Genomic DNA, 18,818 nt, shown 5'->3' on the forward strand with positions numbered 1-18,818 from the left:
GCGTCGTCCGTGCCGATCGCGCGCAGCGTCGACAGCACGAGCCGGCTCATGTCGACCGACGACGAGATCGCGATCGGTTTCGACGGCCGCAGCTCGCGCACCGGCGCGTGGGTGTCATCGCGACGCAAGTTCACGAAGTAACCCGACTGCGGGCGGCTTTCGAGCAGCCCGCGGCTTTCGAGCAACAGGTATGCATGCAGCACGGTCGTGATGCTGATCCGGTGCTGCTGGCTCGCCTGCCGCACCGACGGAATCCGGTCGCCGTGCCGGTACACGCCCTGTCGGATCAGGCGCTCGATGTCGTCCGCGAGTTTTTCGTAGAGCTTCATCGCGCGCTCCCCGCCGGCCCGCGCATGCGCGCCGCCGCTCCGTGCGCGTTCGATACGCGCGTGTGCCGCCCGCCGACCGGGCCGTCGTTCCGCCTGATTGCTCCCTCCGGTTTTGCCTTTTCCATCGCAGTGGCTCGCTTTTGAAGATGCGCCGGGAGGCCCGTGATTTCTGGGCCTGCGGCACTGTGCACTTGATGATGGAATATTAAAAGCAGAACAGTTGACGCGGAGTACACACATCGGATACGCACACAAGAGTACAGTTTGGCGCGAATTCGGCATTTCGGGTCAACTGTACGTCTTACGAATCGGCATGGCGGACGGCGATGGCAGGCAATACGGCGTAATCGCGCAGTCCTGTCGGCGGCGTGGTCGCCGGACGCTTCGCGCTCGAGCAGATGAAGGTCAAGCGGATCGACATCGTCGACCGCGAATACGCGCGCGACAGGGCCGTCGATTTCCGCGGCGTCCTGACGACGATGAAGAGCAACAACGTCGCCCTGCTGCTCTTCGGCGGCCTTGACGACCAGGGGGCGACGCTCGTCAAGCAGATGCGCCCGCTCGGCATCCGTGCGCAACCGGTCGGCGCCGGCGCGCTTCAACCAGGACGTGGGGCTGTATGCGCCGTTCGCGTACGACGCGGCGCTAGCGATGATCGCGATGATCCACCAGGCCGATGCGGTCGACCGCGGCAAGATCGTCGCGAGCCTGCCGGGCGTGTCGGTCACCGGTGTGACCGGGAAGATCTCGTTCGACGAGCGCGGCGACCTGATCAAGCCGCCCTACACGCTGTTCCGCGTCGAACAGGGGCAGTGGCACAGCATTCGCACGGTCGGCGGCGCGTCGAACTGATCGACGCCGGGCAGCCCGGCAGCAGACGGCGTTACCGCGCCGCCTGCTGCCGCTGTACTTCCTGCGCTTTCATCTGCAGATACGCGCCCCGCTCGACTTCGTGCAGTTGCTGCGGATACTGCTCGGTCGCGTCGAACCAGCGCGCAAGCCGCTGGTCGAGCGGCTTGTCGAGCGTCGCGAGATAGGTGTCGATCGCGAGGTAGTAGCGCATCGTGTTGCGCTCCAGCAATCCGCGCACGCCGCCGATGTATTGCGGCTGCGCGGCCGATGCGCCGTTGGCGACCGTGAACCCGACCTTGTCGCTGCCGACCGTCGCGAGGTAGGTCTTCATCGCCATCCGGCCGACCGCGCCGAAGCCGTACGAATACGTGAGGTGCAGGAACGTGCGCGATGCGCCGACCGGCACGGCCTCCAGCGCGATCCGGTAGTCCTTCGTGCCCATCGGGCCGCTGTCGGCGGTCAGGTCGACCTGGAAGTAGTCGGGCGTCGCGGCGGCCACGCGGTAGCGGAACTGCACGCGATAGGTGTCCGACAGCTTCTGCTCGATCTTGCGGCCGAGGTTCACGTCGAGCACCGGGCCGTTGCTGCCGGTAGACGCGTGACAATACTTCGTGTTCAGGTGCAGGATCAGCACCGCGCACCAGTTCGCGGGGCCCTGCGCGGCGTCGTTGAGCTTGTCGTTCACGACGGAAAACGGATAGTCGACGACCGCGTAGATATCGCCCTTCAGCGACGTGGATGCCTCGGACGATTCGAGGTACAGCGGGCGGTGGAACGGGTTGCTCTTCAGTTGCTCGTCGAGGCCGTGATAGCGGTCGAGCAGCGCCGCGGCGCCGTCCGCGCCGAACGACAGCGCGCTCCAGCCGAGGCAAAGCGCCGCGACGAGCGCGTGCCATGCGCGGCGGGCGAACCGCGGGGCTTGCAGGTGATCGGGCGTCTCCATTCTTGTGCTCCAGCGGGTGGCGTTTGCACACCTGTTCCGTTACCGAATAAAGCGTCTGACCGTCAACGATGCCGTGTCGTTCCGTTCAATCCACACGCAGTCGCACACGCCGGGTTCATTTATCCGCCGAAAACGCACTCGACATCTGCCGCGCCCGCTTCACATCGTCCCCGTGCAGATAGATCGACGTCGTCGAAATCGACGCGTGTCGCAGGTTGTCGCGCACCGTCGTCAGCTCCGCGCCCCGCGCGAGCGCATGCGTCGCATGCGTATGCCGCATCCAGTGCGGGCTCGCCTGCCGCAGCTTTTGCGCGAGCGCCGGGTTGTCCTCGTCGACGAGCGCAGCCGTCTGCGCGAAGAACCGCTGCATCACCTTCCACAGCCGCACGCTCGTGATCCCGGCCGCGCCGTCTTCCGCGAGGCTCGGAATCAGCGGCGTCTCCGGCCGCCAGCGCACCGGCGTCACCGGCAGCCGCCGCGCGACCAGATGACGATCGAGCGCCGTGCGCGCGAGCGGCGGCAGCGCGACGCGCGCGGCCTTGCTGCCTTTGCCGATCACCTTCAGCCACGCGTCACCGTGCGCGTCCGTGTCGATGTCGCCGAGCGTCGCGCCGACCAGTTCGCTGGCACGCAGCCCGGTCGCATAGCCGAAGTCGAGGATGAAGCGCAGCCGTTGCGCGGCGGCCGGCGTCCAGCCGGATTGCAGCGCGCCGGACGGCTTGTCCCTGCGAAACTCGAGCCCGTCCGCGATCGTGCGCACCAGCAGCCACTCGCCTTCGGTGAACGCATGCGACGTGTCGAGCGCATTCGCACCGCGCGTGTCGCGCACCTTGACGCCCGCAAACGGATTGGCAAGCAGGTAGCGCTGCTCGATCAGCCAGCGGAACAGCGCGCCGAGGACCGACAGCGTGTACGCAGCCGAGCGCGCGGACAGCCCGCCGGAGAACGGCCGCCAGTCCGGCGCGCCGCGCGGCCGCACGGGGCCGACCCAGCGTTCGTGCGGCGTCGGGTGGCGCAGGAACGCGCGATACGCGACCGCATCCTCGGTCGTCAGCGACGACAGCGCGCGCCCGCGCTCGACGATCGCCCACAGGATCAGCCGCTCGGCCTCCTTCCGGTACGCGCGGCGCGTCGCGGCCGATTCGTGCAGCGACAGCCACGCGTGCACGGCCGCGTAATCGTTGTCCGCATCGAGCGTGCAGGTTGCGCGCGGCGCGCGGAACGTGCCGGCCGACCCGTCGACCTCGTGCGGCAGCTTCAGCTGCTCCCACGGCACGATGCCGCCGCGCGGCGTCGCGGCGATCAGCGCGCGCGCCCGCTCGGTCAGGTCGGGGTGCGCGGCAAAGAACGCCTCGATCTGCCGCGCGCCCGCCATACCGAGCCCCGCGATCGTGCGCCACCACTGACGCCGCCGCGGAATCCGCACGGTCAGGTCGGCCAGCGTCGCGATCCCGTGCGCACGCAGCGCGACGACCGCACGCGCCGGCAGCCACCGGCCTACGTCGTCGCTGATCTGCGGCACCGGCGGGCGCGCATGGCGCAGCAGGCCGATCGCGTCGGTCGCCGTTTTCGCGATCTGCATGCGCGCGCTGTCGGCATGACCAAGCTGCTCGGCAAGATCGGGGCGCCCGGCCTGCCGCGCGACACGCACGAGGCGGCGGCGAATCCCGCCGATCACGCCGCGCGCCGAGCGCCCTTCGCCGAGCCGGTCGGGCAGGTAGCGCTCGACCGCCTGGCGCACGGTCATGCCCGCGTACCACGCACGCAGCGCGGCCAGTTCGTCGGCGTCGGGAAAGCCTGCGGGTGCAGGCGCTGAATCGGAGGAAGGCGGTGAAGCGAGGCGCGGTGTCATGGGCCCCAGTTTGACAGAACTGCGGGCGCTCGAAAACGCCTGAGGGTCCGCACGACACCCGCGCGATGCCGGACGCTGCCGGCATCGCGCGGGAACCCGTCAACCCGTGACCGGCGTGCGCCGCACTTCGGACAAATAGATGAGGGTCAGCGACACCCACACGATCCCGTACAGGAACATGAAACAGGTCGTGCGCACGCGCAGCAGGTCGAGCAGCACGCCGAACAGGATCGGCAGCAGGAAGCCGCCGAGCCCGCCCGCGAGCCCGACGATGCCCGTGACGACGCCCATGTTGTCCGGGAAATCGTCGGCGACGTACTTGAAGGTCGACGCCATCCCGAACGCGAACACCGCACCGAGCACGAAGGTCAGCGCAACGAAGCCGGCCACCGGCATCGAAAGGTTCAGCGACGCGGTGCCGTCGATCGTGTGGATCACGAAATCGGTCGCCGGATACGACAGCAGGAACAGCGCGATCCACGCGACCCACAGCCCCCACCACGTGACCGCGTGCGCGCCGAAGCGGTCGGACAGCGCGCCGCCGAGCGCGCGCAGCACGGAGCCCGGCAGCGAGAAGCCTGCCGCGAACGCGGACGCCATCACGAGCGACATCCCGTATTCGCTCTTCAGGTACTGCGGAATCCACAGCGACAGCGCGGTGAAGCCGCCGAACGTGATCGAGTAGTACTGGCAGAGCCGCCACACGCGCGGGTCGCGCAACACCTTGAAGGCGTCGAGCAGCGAGCCGCCCCGTTTGCCGGCCCCCGGATCAGGCGCCGACGCGAACCAGAAGATCACGGCCGTGACGAGCAGCGCGATCGCATAGACGCGCGGCACGAAGCGCCAGCCGTACGCCGACAACAGCAGCGGCGTGACGAACAGATTGACCGCCGCGCCGCACGTGCCCGCGCCGAACACGCCCATCGCCATCCCGCGCCGCTTCGGCGGGAAGAAGCGCGCGACATACGGCGTGCCGACCGCGAATGATGCGCCGACGCAACCGAGGAACAGCCCGATGAACAGAAACTGCCAGAGCTGCGTCGCGTAGCTGACGATGTAGACGGGAATCGCGCACACGACGAGCAGCACCGTCATCACGATGCGGCCGCCGAAGCGGTCGGTCCACGTGCCGAGCGGCAAGCGCATCAGCGCGCCGGTCAGCACGGGCGTCGACGTGAGCAGGCCGAACTCGGTGCTGTTCAGGCCGAGGTCGGCGCGCAACTGCACGCCGAGCACGCCGAACATCATCCACACGACGAAGCACACCATGAACGCGAGCGTGCTCGCAGCCAGCACCGACCATGCGCGCAGCGGGATGGCCTGCGTGTCCGCGGCCCGGCCGACGTTACCTTGTTGAGTTGACATACGCAAAACCCCGTTTCATTGGACGAGCGGCCCGTTCGCGCCGTCGAAGGCCACGCCTTCGATGCGCGCGCCGCCCGCGAGTATTGCCACGTACTGCCGCATCGCCCGCTGCCGCACGCGTTCCGACAGGTACGCGGCGATCTGGCCGGCGGCCTCGTCGAACGGCACCGTGTCGCCCGGCACGCGGCGCTCGATGCGCACGATGTGAAAACCGAAACGCGTATTGACGAGTTTCGGCAGCACGCCGAGGCCGTCCGTGTCGAACAGCGCGGCCTCGAACTCCGGCACGGTGTCGCCGCGCAGGAGCTGCCCGAGGCTGCCGCCGACTTGCGCCGACGGGCAGTTCGACGATGCGCGCGCAACCGCTTCGAACGTATCGGGCGCGGCGACCACGTCGGCGAGCGCGCGTTCCGCGCGCTGCCGCAGCGGCGCGAGCGGCACGCGGTCGGTCACCGCGAACAGCACGTGGCTCGCATAGACGATGTCGTTGCGGCGAAAGCGCGCCGGATGCTGCGCGTAGTAGCGCTCGCAGTCGGCGCGGTCGGGTTCCGGTACGTGCGTGAGCTCGCGCTCGAGCAATGCGTCGACCGCCGCATCGTCGAGCGGCGTGCCTTCGGCGATCAGTTCGAGCGACACCGCACGCTGCCGCAGCAGCTCGCGCACCGCAAGCGCATGCCGCGCCGCATCGAGCGGATCGGGCGAGTCGCCGTGATGCCCGGCCTCGGCGGCAATAGCCGCGTCGTCGATCGCGACGCCGTTGACCGTCAGCGGCGCCGTCGCGACTTCGGAGAGAACGTCGTTCATGCGGCCTCCTCAGCGCTTGCGCACGAGCTGGTACGGCCGGATCAGGTACGCGACCGACGCGATGCCGCTCCAGATATGCACCATCCGCGTGAACGGCGACACGAGGAAGATCGTGAAGCCGAGCAGGATGTGCAGCCGGTACGTCAGCGGCACGCCGACCAGCAGGCTCGCGATGTCCGGCCGAAACGTGACGACGCCCTTCACGTAATCGGTGAGCTGCTCGAACATCGCGCCGTCCATGTGGCGCGTCGACAGCACGACGGTGCCAAGCCCCAGCGCGAGTTGCACCCATAGCATCAGCACGATCAGGATGTCCGACTGGCGGCTGTTGTTGCGGATGCGCGGGTCGCCGAGGCGGCGCCAGATCAGGATCGTCAGCCCGATGATCGCCGCGACGCCGGCCGCACCGCCCGCCACCATCGCGACGAGCTGGTGCCCGGACGCCGACAGGAACGGCGACACGAGCCAGTGCGGTGCGAGAAAACCGCCGAAGTGCCCGAGCACGACGACCAGCACGCCCCAGTGGAACAGGTTGCTGCCGAGCCGCAGCATCCCGTGGCGCAACAGCTGCGACGAATCGCTTTTCCACGTGTATTGCTCGCGGTCGAAGCGGATCAGGCTGCCGACCAGCAGCACCGCAAGACAGATGTACGGGTAGATCCCGAACAGGAACTGATGCAAGTAAGCGTTCATGTCTTTCCCCAGTTGGGCCCGCGCTTACGCGCTTCGGGCCGGCCGCTTGTCGTGGAACCGCACCGTCTGCTCGGCCGGCGTCGCCGCGCCGACGAAGCGCACCGCTTCGTCCGCATACGACGCGTCTAGCGCGCGGTAGTCGTCGGCGCTCGGCCGCTCGGCGGCCACGTCGTCGTCCGCGTCCGCCGGTGCGTCGACCGGCGCGAGGCCGGCCATCGACAGCAGCGCGCCGACGACGAAGCTGTAATGACTGCCGCGCTGCGCGAGCTGGCCGGCCAGCGCGCGCAGGATCTCGCCGGTCTCGCCGAGCAGGTTGCGCGCATCGGGCGCCGGCAGCCGCGACAGGTATTCGAGGAACACGGGCAGGTAGTCGGGCAGCTCGCCCGGGTTCAGCGTCAGCCCGTGCCGCTCGTACATCTGCAGCAGGTCGACCATCGCCTGCCCGCGATCGCGCGATTCGCCGTGCACGTGCTCGAACAGGTGCAGCGACGTCGCGCGGCCGCGATCGAACAGCGCGACGTAGTTCTCCTGCAGCGTCAGCAGGTCGCGCTCGCGCACGTACGCGAAGAACCGGTCGAGGCCCGCGCGCACCGCCTTCGGCACGCGTGCGCGTTCGCGCAGGTGGGCTTCGATCGAGTCGAGCACGTCGACGAGCGCGTCGTCGGGATAGTCGAGCAGCGCCGCGAACGCCGCGTAGGTCGGATCGGGTGCGGTGCTCATCGGGACGCCTCGTGGATCGGAATGGTTTTCGTGCCCTTCTTCGGGCTGAACAGGCTGCCCTCCGAACGGCCGTCGGAACAGCCGTTGCCGAACGAGAAGCCGCACGATGCGCGCAGGTCGTACGCGTTCTCCGCATACTCGCGGTGCGTCGTCGGAATCACGAAGCGATCCTCGTAGTTCGCGATCGCGAGATAGCGGTACATCTCCTCGACCTGCGCGAGCGACAGCCCGACCTGGTCGAGCACGCCGCGCGCGTCGATGCCGTCGACGTGGCGCGCACGCATGAACGCGCGCATCGCGAGCAGCCGTTCGAGCGCGAGCTTCACCGGCGCCTCGTCGCCGGCCGTCAGCAGGTTCGCCAGATAACGCAGCGGGATGCGCAGCGATTCGACGTCCGGCAGGTAGCCGTTCATCCCGAGCGCGCCGCTGTTCGCGGCGGAGTTGATCGGCGACAGCGGCGGCACGTACCAGACCATCGGCAGCGTCCGGTATTCCGGATGCAGCGGGAACGCGATCTTCCAGTCGATCGCCATCTTGTAGGTCGGCGAGCGCCGCGCGGCGTCGATCCACGCGGCCGGCACGCCGTCGCGCTCGGCCTGCGCGATCACGGCCGGATCCTCGGGATCGAGGAACAGCGACAGTTGCGCCTCGTACAGGTCCTGTTCGTTCTCCGCGCTGGCGGCCTCGCTGATCCGGTCGGCGTCATACAGCAGCACGCCGAGGTAGCGGATGCGGCCCACGCAGGTTTCCGAACACACGGTCGGCTGGCCGGCCTCGATGCGCGGATAGCAGAAGATGCACTTCTCGGCCTTGCCGCTCTGCCAGTTGTAGTAGATCTTCTTGTACGGGCATCCCGACACGCACATGCGCCAGCCGCGGCACTTGTCCTGGTCGATCAGCACGATGCCGTCTTCCTCGCGCTTGTAGATCGAGCCCGACGGGCACGCCGCGACGCACGCCGGATTCAGGCAGTGCTCGCAGAGGCGCGGCAGGTACATCATGAAGGTGTTCTCGAACTGCCCGTAGATCTCCTTCTGCACCGACTCGAAGTTGTAGTCCTTCGCGCGCTTCTCGAACTCGCCGCCGAGGATTTCCTCCCAGTTCGGGCCCCACTCGATCTTCTCGAGCCGCTGGCCGCTGATCAGCGAGCGCGGCCGCGCGACCGGCATCGCGCGCGTGTTGCCCGCTTCCTGCAGATGCGCATAGTCGAACGTGAACGGCTCGTAGTAGTCGTCGATCTCGGGCAGGTGCGGGTTCGCGAAGATCTGCGCAAGCAGCCGCCACTTGCCGCCCAGGCGCGGCTCGATCCTGCCGTCCGCGCGCCGCTGCCAGCCGCCGCGCCAGCGGTCCTGGTTCTCCCAGTCCTTCGGATAGCCGATGCCCGGCTTGGTCTCGACGTTGTTGAACCACGCGTACTCCATCCCTTCGCGGCTGGTCCACACGTTCTTGCACGTCACCGAGCAGGTATGGCACCCGATGCACTTGTCGAGGTTCAGCACCATCGCGATCTGTGCGCGTATTTTCATGAGGTTTCTCCAGCGCGTACGGCTTGCGTTGTCGGGTCGACCGCGGTCTCGTCACCATCGAGCCAGTCGATCCTGTTCATCCTGCGCACGATCAGGAACTCGTCGCGATTCGAGCCGACCGTGCCGTAGTAGTTGAAGCCGTACGACAGCTGCGCATAGCCGCCGATCATGTGGGTCGGCTTCAATGCGATGCGCGTGACCGAGTTGTGAATGCCGCCGCGCGTGCCGGTGATCTCGGAGCCCGGCGTGTTCACGATCTTCTCCTGCGCGTGGTACATCATCACCATCCCGGACGGAATCCGCTGGCTCACCACCGCCCGCGCGCACAACGCGCCATTCGAGTTGTAGCACTCGATCCAGTCGTTATCGACCACGCCGATCGCCTTCGCGTCGTCCTCCGACATCCACACGATCGGGCCGCCGCGCGACAGCGTCAGCATCAGCAGGTTGTCCGTGTAGGTGCTGTGGATCCCCCACTTCTGGTGCGGCGTGAGGAAGTTCAGCACGCGCTCGGGGTTGCCGTTCGAGCGCTTGCCGACCATGTGCGCATAGCTGCCCGTGTCGATCGGCGGCTTGTACGCGCACAGCGACTCGCCGAACGCGCGCATCCACGGATGGTCCTGGTACAACTGCTGGCGGCCCGTCAGCGTGCGCCACGGCACCAGCTCGTGCACGTTCACGTAGCCGGCGTTGTACGACACGTGCTCGGATTCGATCCCGCTCCACGTCGGCGACGAGATGATCTTGCGCGGCTGCGCCTGGATGTCGCGGAAGCGGATCTTCTCGTCCTCGCGCGCGATTGCCAGGTGCGTGTGATCGATGCCGGTGATGCCGGACAGCGCACGCCACGCCTTCACCGCGACTTCGCCATTGGTTTCCGGCGCGAGCGCGAGGATCACCTCGGCGGCGTCGAGCGCGGTGTCGATGCGCGGGCGCCCGTGCGCGGCGCCGTCGGCGACCGTGTAGTTGAGCTGGCCGAGCAGCTTCACTTCGTCCTTCGTATCCCAGCCGATGCCCTTGCCCGCATTGCCGAGCTTGTCCATCAGCGGGCCGAGCGACGTGAAGCGCGCATAGGTGTTCGGATAGTCGCGCTCGACCGCGACCACGGCCGGCATCGTACGGCCCGGCACCGGCTCGCATTCGCCGCGCTTCCAGTCCTGCACGTCGAACGGCTGCGCGAGTTCGCCCGGCGTGTCGTGCGCGATCGGCGCGAGCACGACGTCGCGCTCGACGCCGAGGTGCCCGTCGCACAGCTCGGAGAAGCGCTTCGCGATCCCCTTGAAGATCTCCCAGTCGCTCTTCGATTCCCATGCGGGATCGACCGCCGCCGACAGCGGATGGATGAACGGATGCATGTCGGACGTGTTCATGTCGTCCTTCTCGTACCACGTCGCGGTCGGCAGCACGACGTCCGAATACATGCAGGTGGTCGACATCCGGAAGTCGAGCGTGACCAGCAGGTCGAGCTTGCCGCGCGGCGCTTCGTCGTGCCACTTCACTTCCTCGGGGCGCGTGCCGCCCGTCGCACCGAGATCCTCGCCCTGCACGCCGTTGGTCGTGCCGAGCAGGTGTTTCAGGAAATACTCGTGGCCCTTGCCCGACGAGCCGAGCAGGTTCGAGCGCCATACGAACAGGTTGCGCGGGAAGTTGTCGGGGGCGTCCGGGTCCTCGCACGCCATCTGCAGCGTGCCGGCCTTCAACTGCCGCGCGACGTCGGCGCCGGCCTGCGCGGCGTCGCCCAGACTCGCGCCGACCTTCAGCGGATTCACCGCGAGTTGCGGCGCCGACGGCAGCCAGCCCATCCGTTCCGCACGCACGTTGTAGTCGATCGGCGAGCCGTGGAATTGCGTCTTGTCCGCGAGCGGCGACAGCAGCGCGCCCGGGTCCATCGTGTCGTAGCGCCACTGGTCGGTGTGCGCGTAGAAGAACGAGGTCGCGTTCATGTGCCGCGGCGGACGATTCCAGTCGAGTGCGAACGCAAGCGCGGTCCAGCCCGTCTGCGGGCGCAGCTTCTCCTGGCCCACGTAATGCGACCAGCCGCCGCCCGGCTTGCCGACGCAGCCGCACATGATCAGCATGTTGATGATCGCGCGGTACGACATGTCCATATGGAACCAGTGGTTGATCCCCGCGCCAATGATCACCATCGACTTGCCCTGCGTCTTGTGCGCGTTCTCCGCGAACTGCCGCGCGACCGAGATCACGTCCGCGCGCTTCACGCCGGTGATCGCTTCCTGCCACGCGGGCGTGTACGGCAGATCGTCGTCGTAGCTCGCGGCCACGTCGCGCCCGCCCAGCCCCTGGTCGAGCCCGTAGTTCGCGACGAACAGGTCGTACACGGTCGCGACCAGCATCTCGCCGTCGCGTGTCGCCACGCGCCGCACGCCGATCCGGCGCGACAGCTCGGAGCCGTGCTGCGTCGAGTTGAAGTGCGCATGCGGCTGGTTGCCGAAGTACGGGAACAGCACGTCGACGACGTCGTCGTGCTCGGCCGTGCATGACAGCCGCGGCGACAGCGCCGCGCCCTTCGACGTCTCGCCGCGCAGGTTCCACTTGCCCTTGTCCGCATCGGCCTGCTGCCCCCAGCGAAAGCCCACCGAACCGACCGGCACGACGAACTCGCCCGTCGCGTCGTCGATCATCACAGTCTTCCAGTCAGGATGCGCGGCCTCGTCGAGCGCATCGTCGAAGTCGGATGCGCGCACGAGGCGCTCGGGCACGTAGCCGTCGCCGTGCGGCACGAGGCGCACGAGGCACGGCATGTCGGTGTAGCGCTTGCAGTAGTCGACGAAGTAGTCGCTCTTCCCCGCGAGATGGAATTCCTTGAGGATCACATGGCCCATCGCAAGCGCGAGCGCCGCGTCGGTGCCCTGCTTCGGATGCAGCCACAGGTCGCCGAACTTCGCGCCTTCCGAGTAGTCGGGGAACACCGACACGACCTTGGTGCCGCGATAGCGCGCCTCGACGAGGAAGTGCGCGTCCGGCGTGCGGGTCTGCGGGACATTGGAGCCCCACATCATGATGAACGTCGAGTTGTACCAGTCGGCCGATTCCGGCACGTCGGTCTGCTCGCCCCAGGTCTGCGGCGACGCGGGCGGCAGGTCGCAGTACCAGTCGTAGAAGCTCAGGCACACGCCGCCGATCAGCGACAGGTAGCGCGAGCCTGCCGCGTACGACACCATCGACATCGCCGGGATCGGCGAGAAGCCGACCACGCGATCGGGGCCATGCCGCTCGACCGTGTAGACGTTTGCGGCCGCAACGATCTCGTTGACCTCGTCCCAGTTCGCGCGCACGAAGCCGCCGAGCCCGCGCCGGCTCTGGTACGAACGCCGTGCGTCGTCGTCCTCGACGATCGAACGCCATGCGTCGACGGCGCCAAGCGTGCGGCGGCGTTCGCGCCACAGCTTCACCAGTGCGCTGCGCACCATCGGATGCTTGAGCCGGTTCGCGCTATACAGATACCAGGAGTACGAAGCGCCGCGCGAGCAGCCGCGCGGCTCGTGGTTCGGCATGTCGGGGCGCGTGCGCGGGTAATCGGTCTGCTGGGTTTCCCAGGTGACGATCCCGCCTTTCACGTAGACCTTCCACGAGCACGAGCCCGTGCAGTTCACCCCGTGGGTCGAACGGACGATCTTGTCGTGCTGCCAGCGCAGCCGGTAGCCGTCTTCCCATTTCCGGTCCTCGTCGGTGACGGCGCCATGTCCGCCGGAGAAGGTTGGCCTTGTTGTGGAGAAATAACGCAATCTATCCAGGAAATGGCTCATGGGGATCTCGTTTTTCCGGTCTTTTGGCAGACCCTGATTATTTAAGGAGGTGTAATACCGGTTGTAAAGGACGATCGGCTTTGACGCTCCGCCTGTCTCGCCGTGGTCGAACCCATTGTCGGGCGAACCGACATATCACGGCTTGATACAAATCACGATATCGTTCATCGGCCCGCAACGACACGAAATAGGGACGGATTTGACGGCATCACCTGTTATGCTGCGCGCGGGCAAGTCCGCTGCCCTGCCCGTCCGTTTCCCGCGTGGGTCGGCCGGGCGCAATCCGCCTCGAATGGCATGGAATGAACGGTGATCCCCATGGCGGAATCGCCGGCCCGCGGCACGCTGTTTATAGAAGACTGCGCCATGCATTCGATGGTTTACCGGCCGTCGGTCAATAACACCCTTGCATACAAGAACCGCATTTTCATGACATCACGCTTTTTCACCGCATGCATTGCCGCCGTCATCGGCTGCACCGCGCTGCCCGCCGCCCATGCGCGCACCTATATCGCGCCGACGGCGTCGCTCGGCAAAGGTGCCTACGTCCATCAGTTCGTGCTGCGCGATCCGGTCACGCACCAGCCGCTGCCCCATGCGCGGTACCGGCTGTTCCTGCCCGGCCAGGTCATCGCGGGGCTGCCCGTCAAGCCGGGCCAGCACGACAGCGTGATCTTCGGCACGACCGACGCAGCCGGACGCACGGTCCGGATCCGGCTGCCGAAATCGCATCCGCAGAAGCAGTGGGTGTTCAATCCGATCATCGGCGACGGCGACCTGGGCGAATCGTTCCGGCTGGTCGCGGCGGCCGGCGACGCGCCGCTCGGCGGCGTCCCGTACATGCTGGACGTGGAGCACGAATACCTGGCGTGCGGTTACTCGGACGCGAACGGCTACACCTACTACGCGCAATCGCGCACGCCGCGCAACGTCAATCTCTATACCGGGATGCCGGACGGGTCCGCCGACACCGACTGGTGCGCGGGCCCCGGCGTGGCCATTGCGAACAGCGCGGACGAACCGGGCGCGCCGGACCTGTACACGCAATACCTCGGCAGCCTGGTCGGCAACGGCGACCGGATCAGCAGCGAATTGCGGCAACGGATCGTCACCAAGCTGCTGTCGCTCGCGATCGCCGCACGCGACGCCGGCCGCGTGGCCGCCGTGCTCGACCTCGGCGAGATCTCCGGCGACCGCCTGAACGACATCGGCTATCGGCTCGTCGATGCGGGCATCGAAGTCGATCGCGGGCTGGCCATGATCGACGCGCATCTCGCGAAATCGCCGGACGATGCGTATGCGCTCGACAGCAAGGGGTGGGCGCTGTATCGCCTCGGCCGCAACGACGAAGCGCTCGCGTGGTTCGACCGCTCGATCGCGATCTTCGCGAAGGACGACGACGGCGACACGCGTGAAGCATGGGCGACCGGCCTGACGCACAAAGGGGAAGTGCTGTGGAAGCTGGGCCGCCAGGATGAAGCGCGCGCCGCGTTCGCGCAGGCGCGCAGGATTCAGCCGAACAACGCCGAGCTGGCGGAAACGTTGCAGCGGCTGAACGTGCAGGCAAAGCCCGACGATGCGGGTGCGTCAGCGTCCGGTGCGACCGGCACGTAACACGTAACAGGTAACAGGCTCGCAACGCGCGGCCGGCAGTAATCGTCGGGCATCGCCCGTCACTGCCGGGCACCCGCACGCGCCTTCATCTTCAAGAAGACAGGCGGTTTTCCCGCGTCAGCTCTCGCCCTTCGGCCCCGGGTTGAGCATCACGACGAAACCGGCCACGCCGACGATCAACGCGATCGCGCCGCCGCGCAGCGCGATCGTTTCGTCGAACAGCAGCCCGGTCACGACGGCCATCATCCCCGCGAGCGACACGAACACGGCGATCGCCGCGACGACGATCCGGTACTGGCGGCGTATCATCGCGCGCCCTCCGCGTCAGGCCGTCGCGGCGGAAGCCGGCACGCCGGCATCGTCGCCGCGAATCAGCAGCACCGGGCACTTCGAGCCGCGCACGAAGCGCTCGGCAACACTTCCGAGCACCACGCGCCGGATCCCGCGCCGCCCGTGCGTGCCGACCACCGCGAGATCGATCCCTTGCTCCTTCACGTAACGCTGCAGGCGTTCCGCGACGTCCTCGCCGATGCTCTCGGTTTCGACGAGTTCGCCCTCGCCTTTCGCGCCGGCCTGCGCGATGACCTGTTCGGCTTCACGCAGCACCTTGCGCCCGTCGTCGCGGATTTCCTCGATGAGCGCGTGCGGGTCGAAACGGCCCGCGTACGTGAACAGCACCGACTTGTCGACGACGTACACGACGCTGACGTGTGTATCGCCCGCCTTCGCCACCTTCAACGCCTCGGCAAGCGCCTGTTTCGACGAAGCGCTGCCGTCGACGGCCACCATGATCTTCTTGTACATGCGAACCTCGCTGGGGTGAGTTGCCGCGCGCGACGGCGCGCGGCCATGTCCCCATCATCGGCCCGCGGCGGGCTCGAAGCTTGACGGCGATCAAGATTCACCGGAAACGGGTCGTGCGGCAAAGCGCCACGCGGAGCAATCGGGGTGCCGGACGTGCGGCCGCGCGGTGCAATCGAGCGGCCATGCAGCCGAAAGCGCTATCATCAGCTATGCGACCTTCGTCCGGCCCTTTTTTTGCCGGCTCACTTTCAACTCGCTCAACCGACATGACAACGACTACCGAACGCGTGGACGGCGCCGCCCAGCATCTCGTCGCCGCCCGCCATGCCGGCGTGCCCGGCCCGCTGCTGCCCGACGCCTTCCGTCCCGAGAACGTCGACACCGCGCTCGCGATCCAGCATCGCGTCGCCGACCTGCTCGGCGAAACCATCGGCGGATGGAAATGCGCACTGCCGCCGCCCGACCGCGTGATCGTCGCGCCGATCTTCGCATCGACGATCCGCGAAGCCGATGCGCCGTACCGTGTCGTCGGCGGGCCGATCGTGCGGATCGAGCCGGAAATCGCGTTCGTGCTCGATCGCGACCTGCCCGCCCGCGCGCGGCCGTACGACGAGCACGACGTGTGCGGCGCGATCCGCGAAGTGCGCATCGTGCTCGAGGTATTGGGGTGCCGCTATGCGGAGCCTGCGCGCGCGTCGAAGTTCGAACTGCTCGCCGACGGGCAGTTCAACCAGGGGCTGTGCGTGGGCCCCGTCGTGCCCGACGGGTTGAACGTGCCGCTCGAGACGCTCGCGCTGTCGTTCGAGGGCGCGCTGAACCGCACGATCGACGGCCGCCATCCGGATGGCGATCCGCTCGAGCCGCTCGTGTGGCTGGTGAATTTCCTCGCGTCGCGCGGCGACGGCGCGCGCGCCGGCCAGATCGTGACGACCGGCTCGTATGCGGGCGCGATCGACGTGCCGCTCGGCGATGCGCTGACGGTCCGCTTCGGCGAGCTCGGCAGCCTGTCGGTGACGCTGACGGCCTGACGTCCGGCGGCGCGGTCGGCCCGCGCGCGAATCCCGGCGAGCGCGCGGCGTCCGGCCCTGCGTGCCGGCGTGGCGTGATACCGTTGCACATCGCCCGTCACGCACGCGAAGCCGCGCCCGCTCCCGTCATTCGTCATGCCGCCGATACCATTGCCCGCCCTGCTGGACGAAGTCCTGCGCACCGTCGATCGCCGCTACCGGTTGCCGCCGCTCGTGCGCACGTCGTCGCTGACCGACGCCGCGAACCCGGCCACCGTCATCGCGGTCGTGATCGAGGAAGCGCGCCGGATGCAGATGGAGGGCCGACCGCCCGACCCGGGATTGCAGCGCCGTTTCATCGGCGCGCTCGCGCGGATGATCCGCGACGCGATGGACACGCAATCCGGCGACCCCGCCTTCCAGGCCGCGGTGCTGCGGCATGGCGCGGCAGCCGTGCGCGAATACGCATCGCTTGCCGCGCATGCCGAACAGGATCGGCGCACGCTGCGCTCGGCCGTCAACACGCTCGCGCATCCGGCCCGGCTCGAACGGCACGCGCAGGCGTGGCAACGCGAGCCGCTCGCACGGCTGCATGCGGCCGCGGCCGGCGCGTCGTGGGACGATCTCCATGCCACGCTGCGGCACCTGCTCGCGCAACCGGAGACGGCGACCGGCAGCGCGTTCGAGCAGGACATCGTCAAACTGAAGGGCAGCCCCGCGCTCGCCCGGCTGCAGCGTCTCGACGCACTGTCGCGGGACGCCGACGTCCGGCAGTACCGCACGCTGTGGGGACGCCAGGGGCCGCTCGAAGGCAGCGCGCTCGCCGTCGCGCAGGGCCTCACGTCGCAACAGCGGGGCGCGGCCGTCGAAGCGCTGGCCGCGCAGGCGCTCGACGCCTTGGCCGCGCAACTCGATGCGAGCGATGCGCATCGCACGTATCGCGTGGTCACGTCGATGCGCGTGCCGGCATCGATTCCGGCCAAGCACGACCGCGCGAAAACCGAGTGGGATGCGGTGCTGCTCGAGCGCGCGCGCGGCGACGATCCGTCGGCCGCGTGGCACGTCCGCTTCCTCGTCGAGGCGAAGGCGTCCGCGGATGCCGCGACGACCGATCTGCCGCGCCTGCTGCGCGGCCTGAGCCTGCTCGCGCAAGCCGAGCCGGATACGGTCTATGCGTTCGATACGCGCGAAGGCACGGTACGCCTGCACGGCGCGTCGCTGCGCGCGCTGGGGACCGACGACGCGGCATTGCAGCGCGAGGTGCTGTACTGCTGCGATGCATCGGCGGACCCGGCGCCGCGCCTGCTGGGTGCCGCGAGCCGGATGCAACTGCTGTCGGCGCCGGCGAGCCTCGACTACGCGAGCGCGCTGGTGCAGCGCACGGATGCCGATCCGCACGGCCTGCACGCCGTCTGGGACGCGCTGCTGGCACTGCCGTCATGGCGCGCGGTGCTGCACCAGTACGAATCGCTGCGGCAGGTACGCGCGCTGATGGTGGGCGTCGACGACCTGATGGCCGCGATCGAAGGCGATATGGGCGACAGCGCTGCGAACGATGCGTGACGCACGCGCCCGGACGGACCGGCTTTCGCGCTGAATCGCCACGCCACGCGCCATCGGCTCAGTTGTTGAGCACCCCGAACGGCAGCGTCCATCCCGTCAGCCGCCCGCCGTCTCCCCAGCGATTGTCCCCGTCCGCGCCGACCGGCAGCAGCACCGGTGCCGCCGCGCATTCGAGCGTTTCCTTCGGCGTATGGCCGAACTCGGCCTTGAACAGCCGGTGGAAATACTTCTCGTCGGGAAAGCCGTGCGCCCACGCGATTTCCGCAATGCGCTGATGCCGGCGCCGCGGATCGCCGAGCACGTGATACGCATGCCGCAACCGTCTATGCGTGATCTGCCGCATCACGCCGCCCTGTTCCTTGAACAGCTGATAGAGCCGCGCCCTCGACACGCCGATGTCCCGGCAGATCCGGTCGGGCGTGAGGTCGGGCTCCAGCAGGTGCGCGTCGATATAGCGCCGCACGCGCTCGACCAGCGCGTTGTCGAGCGGGCCGCGCGCATCATCGAGTGCCTGTGCGCTCGGTGCAACCGCCGCGGCCAGAAGCAGCAGCAACGATTGCACGACGCTCGGCACCTCACGCGTGCGCAGGTCCGGAAGATTGCGGAACAGCGACAGCATCTGGTCGCCCAGCAGCCGCCCGACACCGCTCGAAAGCGTCTGCCCGTGCGCGTTCGCCGCATGGGCCGGCAGCAGATGGCGCGGCACCACCAGGCTGATCACATCGCCGGCCTCGACCCGGCAGTCGTTGACCTGCGCGACGTCGTAGACGAACAGGTCGCCCGCGCGCTTGACCAGCTCCGGGCCGCCGGTGCGGCACGTGAGCCGCCCGCCCAGCAGCACCGTGAAGCGGATCGAATCCTGGCCGTCGAGCCGGATCCGCCGTGTCGTCCGGTGCACCGTATAAAAAGCTCTAACAAAATGAGTCGAAGGGGCTGTTAACCCGTTTCGCGCTCTGTTAACCTCTTCGTTGTTTCGTTG

Annotated in this window: 15 protein-coding genes and 1 pseudogene; 4 read left to right on the forward strand and 12 right to left on the reverse strand. The window is 68.0% G+C overall.

The annotated features are described in order from the left end of the window. On the reverse strand, positions 1-329 hold a 329-nt coding region (locus DIE21_RS35910; protein WP_148092771.1), incomplete at its 3' end, for a GntR family transcriptional regulator. Between the two features lie 359 nt (positions 330-688). Between DIE21_RS35910 and DIE21_RS35915 the strand changes: the two are divergent. Continuing rightward, a pseudogene (locus DIE21_RS35915) lies at positions 689-1,181 on the forward strand (branched-chain amino acid ABC transporter substrate-binding protein); the annotation flags it as partial. 31 nt (positions 1,182-1,212) lie between these two features. On the opposite strand, the gene DIE21_RS35920 reads toward DIE21_RS35915, so the two are convergent. From DIE21_RS35920 to DIE21_RS35955, 8 genes are all read right to left on the reverse strand, one after another. After that, positions 1,213-2,124: a hypothetical protein gene (locus tag DIE21_RS35920; RefSeq protein ID WP_124502079.1), complete on the reverse strand. Its 912-nt coding sequence runs from the start codon at positions 2,122-2,124 to the stop codon at positions 1,213-1,215. 115 nt (positions 2,125-2,239) lie between these two features. Continuing rightward, the gene (locus DIE21_RS35925; protein WP_124502080.1) at positions 2,240-3,976 is read right to left on the reverse strand and encodes a site-specific integrase; all 1,737 of its coding nucleotides are present in this window, start codon (positions 3,974-3,976) and stop codon (positions 2,240-2,242) included. A 99-nt stretch (positions 3,977-4,075) separates the two neighbouring features. Further along, positions 4,076-5,341 carry a nitrate/nitrite transporter gene (locus DIE21_RS35930; protein WP_124502081.1) on the reverse strand — a complete coding sequence of 422 codons (1,266 nt, stop codon included), beginning with the start codon at positions 5,339-5,341 and terminating at the stop codon, positions 4,076-4,078. 15 nt (positions 5,342-5,356) lie between these two features. Next, complete coding sequence (locus DIE21_RS35935; protein WP_124502082.1) at positions 5,357-6,145, reverse strand: peptidylprolyl isomerase; 789 nt, start codon at positions 6,143-6,145, stop codon at positions 5,357-5,359. Positions 6,146-6,154: 9 nt separating this feature from the next. Beyond that, the gene (gene narI, locus DIE21_RS35940; protein ID WP_124502083.1) at positions 6,155-6,838 is read right to left on the reverse strand and encodes a respiratory nitrate reductase subunit gamma; all 684 of its coding nucleotides are present in this window, start codon (positions 6,836-6,838) and stop codon (positions 6,155-6,157) included. Between the two features lie 24 nt (positions 6,839-6,862). After that, complete coding sequence (gene narJ, locus DIE21_RS35945) at positions 6,863-7,558, reverse strand: nitrate reductase molybdenum cofactor assembly chaperone (RefSeq protein WP_124502084.1); 696 nt, start codon at positions 7,556-7,558, stop codon at positions 6,863-6,865. Next, positions 7,555-9,084: a nitrate reductase subunit beta gene (narH, locus tag DIE21_RS35950; RefSeq protein WP_124502085.1), complete on the reverse strand. Its 1,530-nt coding sequence runs from the start codon at positions 9,082-9,084 to the stop codon at positions 7,555-7,557. The genes narJ and narH overlap by 4 nt, the downstream gene beginning before the upstream one ends. Continuing rightward, the gene (locus tag DIE21_RS35955; RefSeq protein WP_124502086.1) at positions 9,081-12,851 is read right to left on the reverse strand and encodes a nitrate reductase subunit alpha; all 3,771 of its coding nucleotides are present in this window, start codon (positions 12,849-12,851) and stop codon (positions 9,081-9,083) included. The genes narH and DIE21_RS35955 overlap by 4 nt, the downstream gene beginning before the upstream one ends. 318 nt (positions 12,852-13,169) lie before the next feature. Between DIE21_RS35955 and DIE21_RS35960 the strand changes: the two genes are divergently transcribed. Continuing rightward, on the forward strand, positions 13,170-14,465 hold the full coding sequence (locus DIE21_RS35960; RefSeq protein WP_260432605.1) for a tetratricopeptide repeat protein: 1,296 nt from the start codon (positions 13,170-13,172) through the stop codon (positions 14,463-14,465). A gap of 117 nt (positions 14,466-14,582) precedes the next feature. On the opposite strand, the gene DIE21_RS35965 is transcribed toward DIE21_RS35960, so the two are convergent. Next, positions 14,583-14,774: a DUF2964 family protein gene (locus tag DIE21_RS35965; protein WP_124502087.1), complete on the reverse strand. Its 192-nt coding sequence runs from the start codon at positions 14,772-14,774 to the stop codon at positions 14,583-14,585. A 15-nt stretch (positions 14,775-14,789) separates the two neighbouring features. Beyond that, positions 14,790-15,269, reverse strand: a complete 480-nt coding sequence (locus tag DIE21_RS35970; protein WP_124502088.1) for a universal stress protein — start codon at positions 15,267-15,269, stop codon at positions 14,790-14,792. Between the two features lie 266 nt (positions 15,270-15,535). Here DIE21_RS35970 and DIE21_RS35975 point away from each other — a divergent pair, with 266 nt between their 5' ends. Continuing rightward, positions 15,536-16,297 (forward strand): 2-keto-4-pentenoate hydratase, encoded by a 762-nt coding sequence (locus DIE21_RS35975; protein ID WP_124502089.1) that lies wholly within the window; start codon positions 15,536-15,538, stop codon positions 16,295-16,297. Between the two features lie 135 nt (positions 16,298-16,432). Beyond that, on the forward strand, positions 16,433-17,839 hold the full coding sequence (locus DIE21_RS35980) for a 3-deoxy-D-arabino-heptulosonate 7-phosphate synthase (RefSeq protein WP_124502090.1): 1,407 nt from the start codon (positions 16,433-16,435) through the stop codon (positions 17,837-17,839). A 58-nt stretch (positions 17,840-17,897) separates the two neighbouring features. Here the strand turns inward: DIE21_RS35980 and DIE21_RS35985 are convergent, their stop codons facing one another. Further along, positions 17,898-18,737, reverse strand: coding sequence for an AraC family transcriptional regulator (locus tag DIE21_RS35985; RefSeq protein ID WP_260432606.1), 840 nt, complete (start codon positions 18,735-18,737; stop codon positions 17,898-17,900). Positions 18,738-18,818: the final 81 nt, after the last annotated feature.

This window comes from Burkholderia sp. Bp9140, assembly GCF_003853425.1.
In the GTDB taxonomy this organism is placed as follows: Bacteria; Pseudomonadota; Gammaproteobacteria; order Burkholderiales; family Burkholderiaceae; genus Burkholderia.

Coding starts and splice junctions, on each gene's coding strand:
- DIE21_RS35980 (WP_124502090.1), top strand. CDS start 16,433: ATGCCGCCGATACCATTGCCCGCCCTGCTGGACGAAGTCCTGCGCACC.
- DIE21_RS35960 (WP_260432605.1), top strand. CDS start 13,170: ATGGCGGAATCGCCGGCCCGCGGCACGCTGTTTATAGAAGACTGCGCC.
- DIE21_RS35920 (WP_124502079.1), bottom strand. CDS start 2,124: ATGGAGACGCCCGATCACCTGCAAGCCCCGCGGTTCGCCCGCCGCGCA.
- DIE21_RS35930 (WP_124502081.1), bottom strand. CDS start 5,341: ATGTCAACTCAACAAGGTAACGTCGGCCGGGCCGCGGACACGCAGGCC.
- DIE21_RS35970 (WP_124502088.1), bottom strand. CDS start 15,269: ATGTACAAGAAGATCATGGTGGCCGTCGACGGCAGCGCTTCGTCGAAA.
- DIE21_RS35955 (WP_124502086.1), bottom strand. CDS start 12,851: ATGAGCCATTTCCTGGATAGATTGCGTTATTTCTCCACAACAAGGCCA.
- narI (WP_124502083.1), bottom strand. CDS start 6,838: ATGAACGCTTACTTGCATCAGTTCCTGTTCGGGATCTACCCGTACATC.
- DIE21_RS35965 (WP_124502087.1), bottom strand. CDS start 14,774: ATGATACGCCGCCAGTACCGGATCGTCGTCGCGGCGATCGCCGTGTTC.
- DIE21_RS35935 (WP_124502082.1), bottom strand. CDS start 6,145: ATGAACGACGTTCTCTCCGAAGTCGCGACGGCGCCGCTGACGGTCAAC.
- DIE21_RS35975 (WP_124502089.1), top strand. CDS start 15,536: ATGACAACGACTACCGAACGCGTGGACGGCGCCGCCCAGCATCTCGTC.
- DIE21_RS35925 (WP_124502080.1), bottom strand. CDS start 3,976: ATGACACCGCGCCTCGCTTCACCGCCTTCCTCCGATTCAGCGCCTGCA.
- narJ (WP_124502084.1), bottom strand. CDS start 7,558: ATGAGCACCGCACCCGATCCGACCTACGCGGCGTTCGCGGCGCTGCTC.
- narH (WP_124502085.1), bottom strand. CDS start 9,084: ATGAAAATACGCGCACAGATCGCGATGGTGCTGAACCTCGACAAGTGC.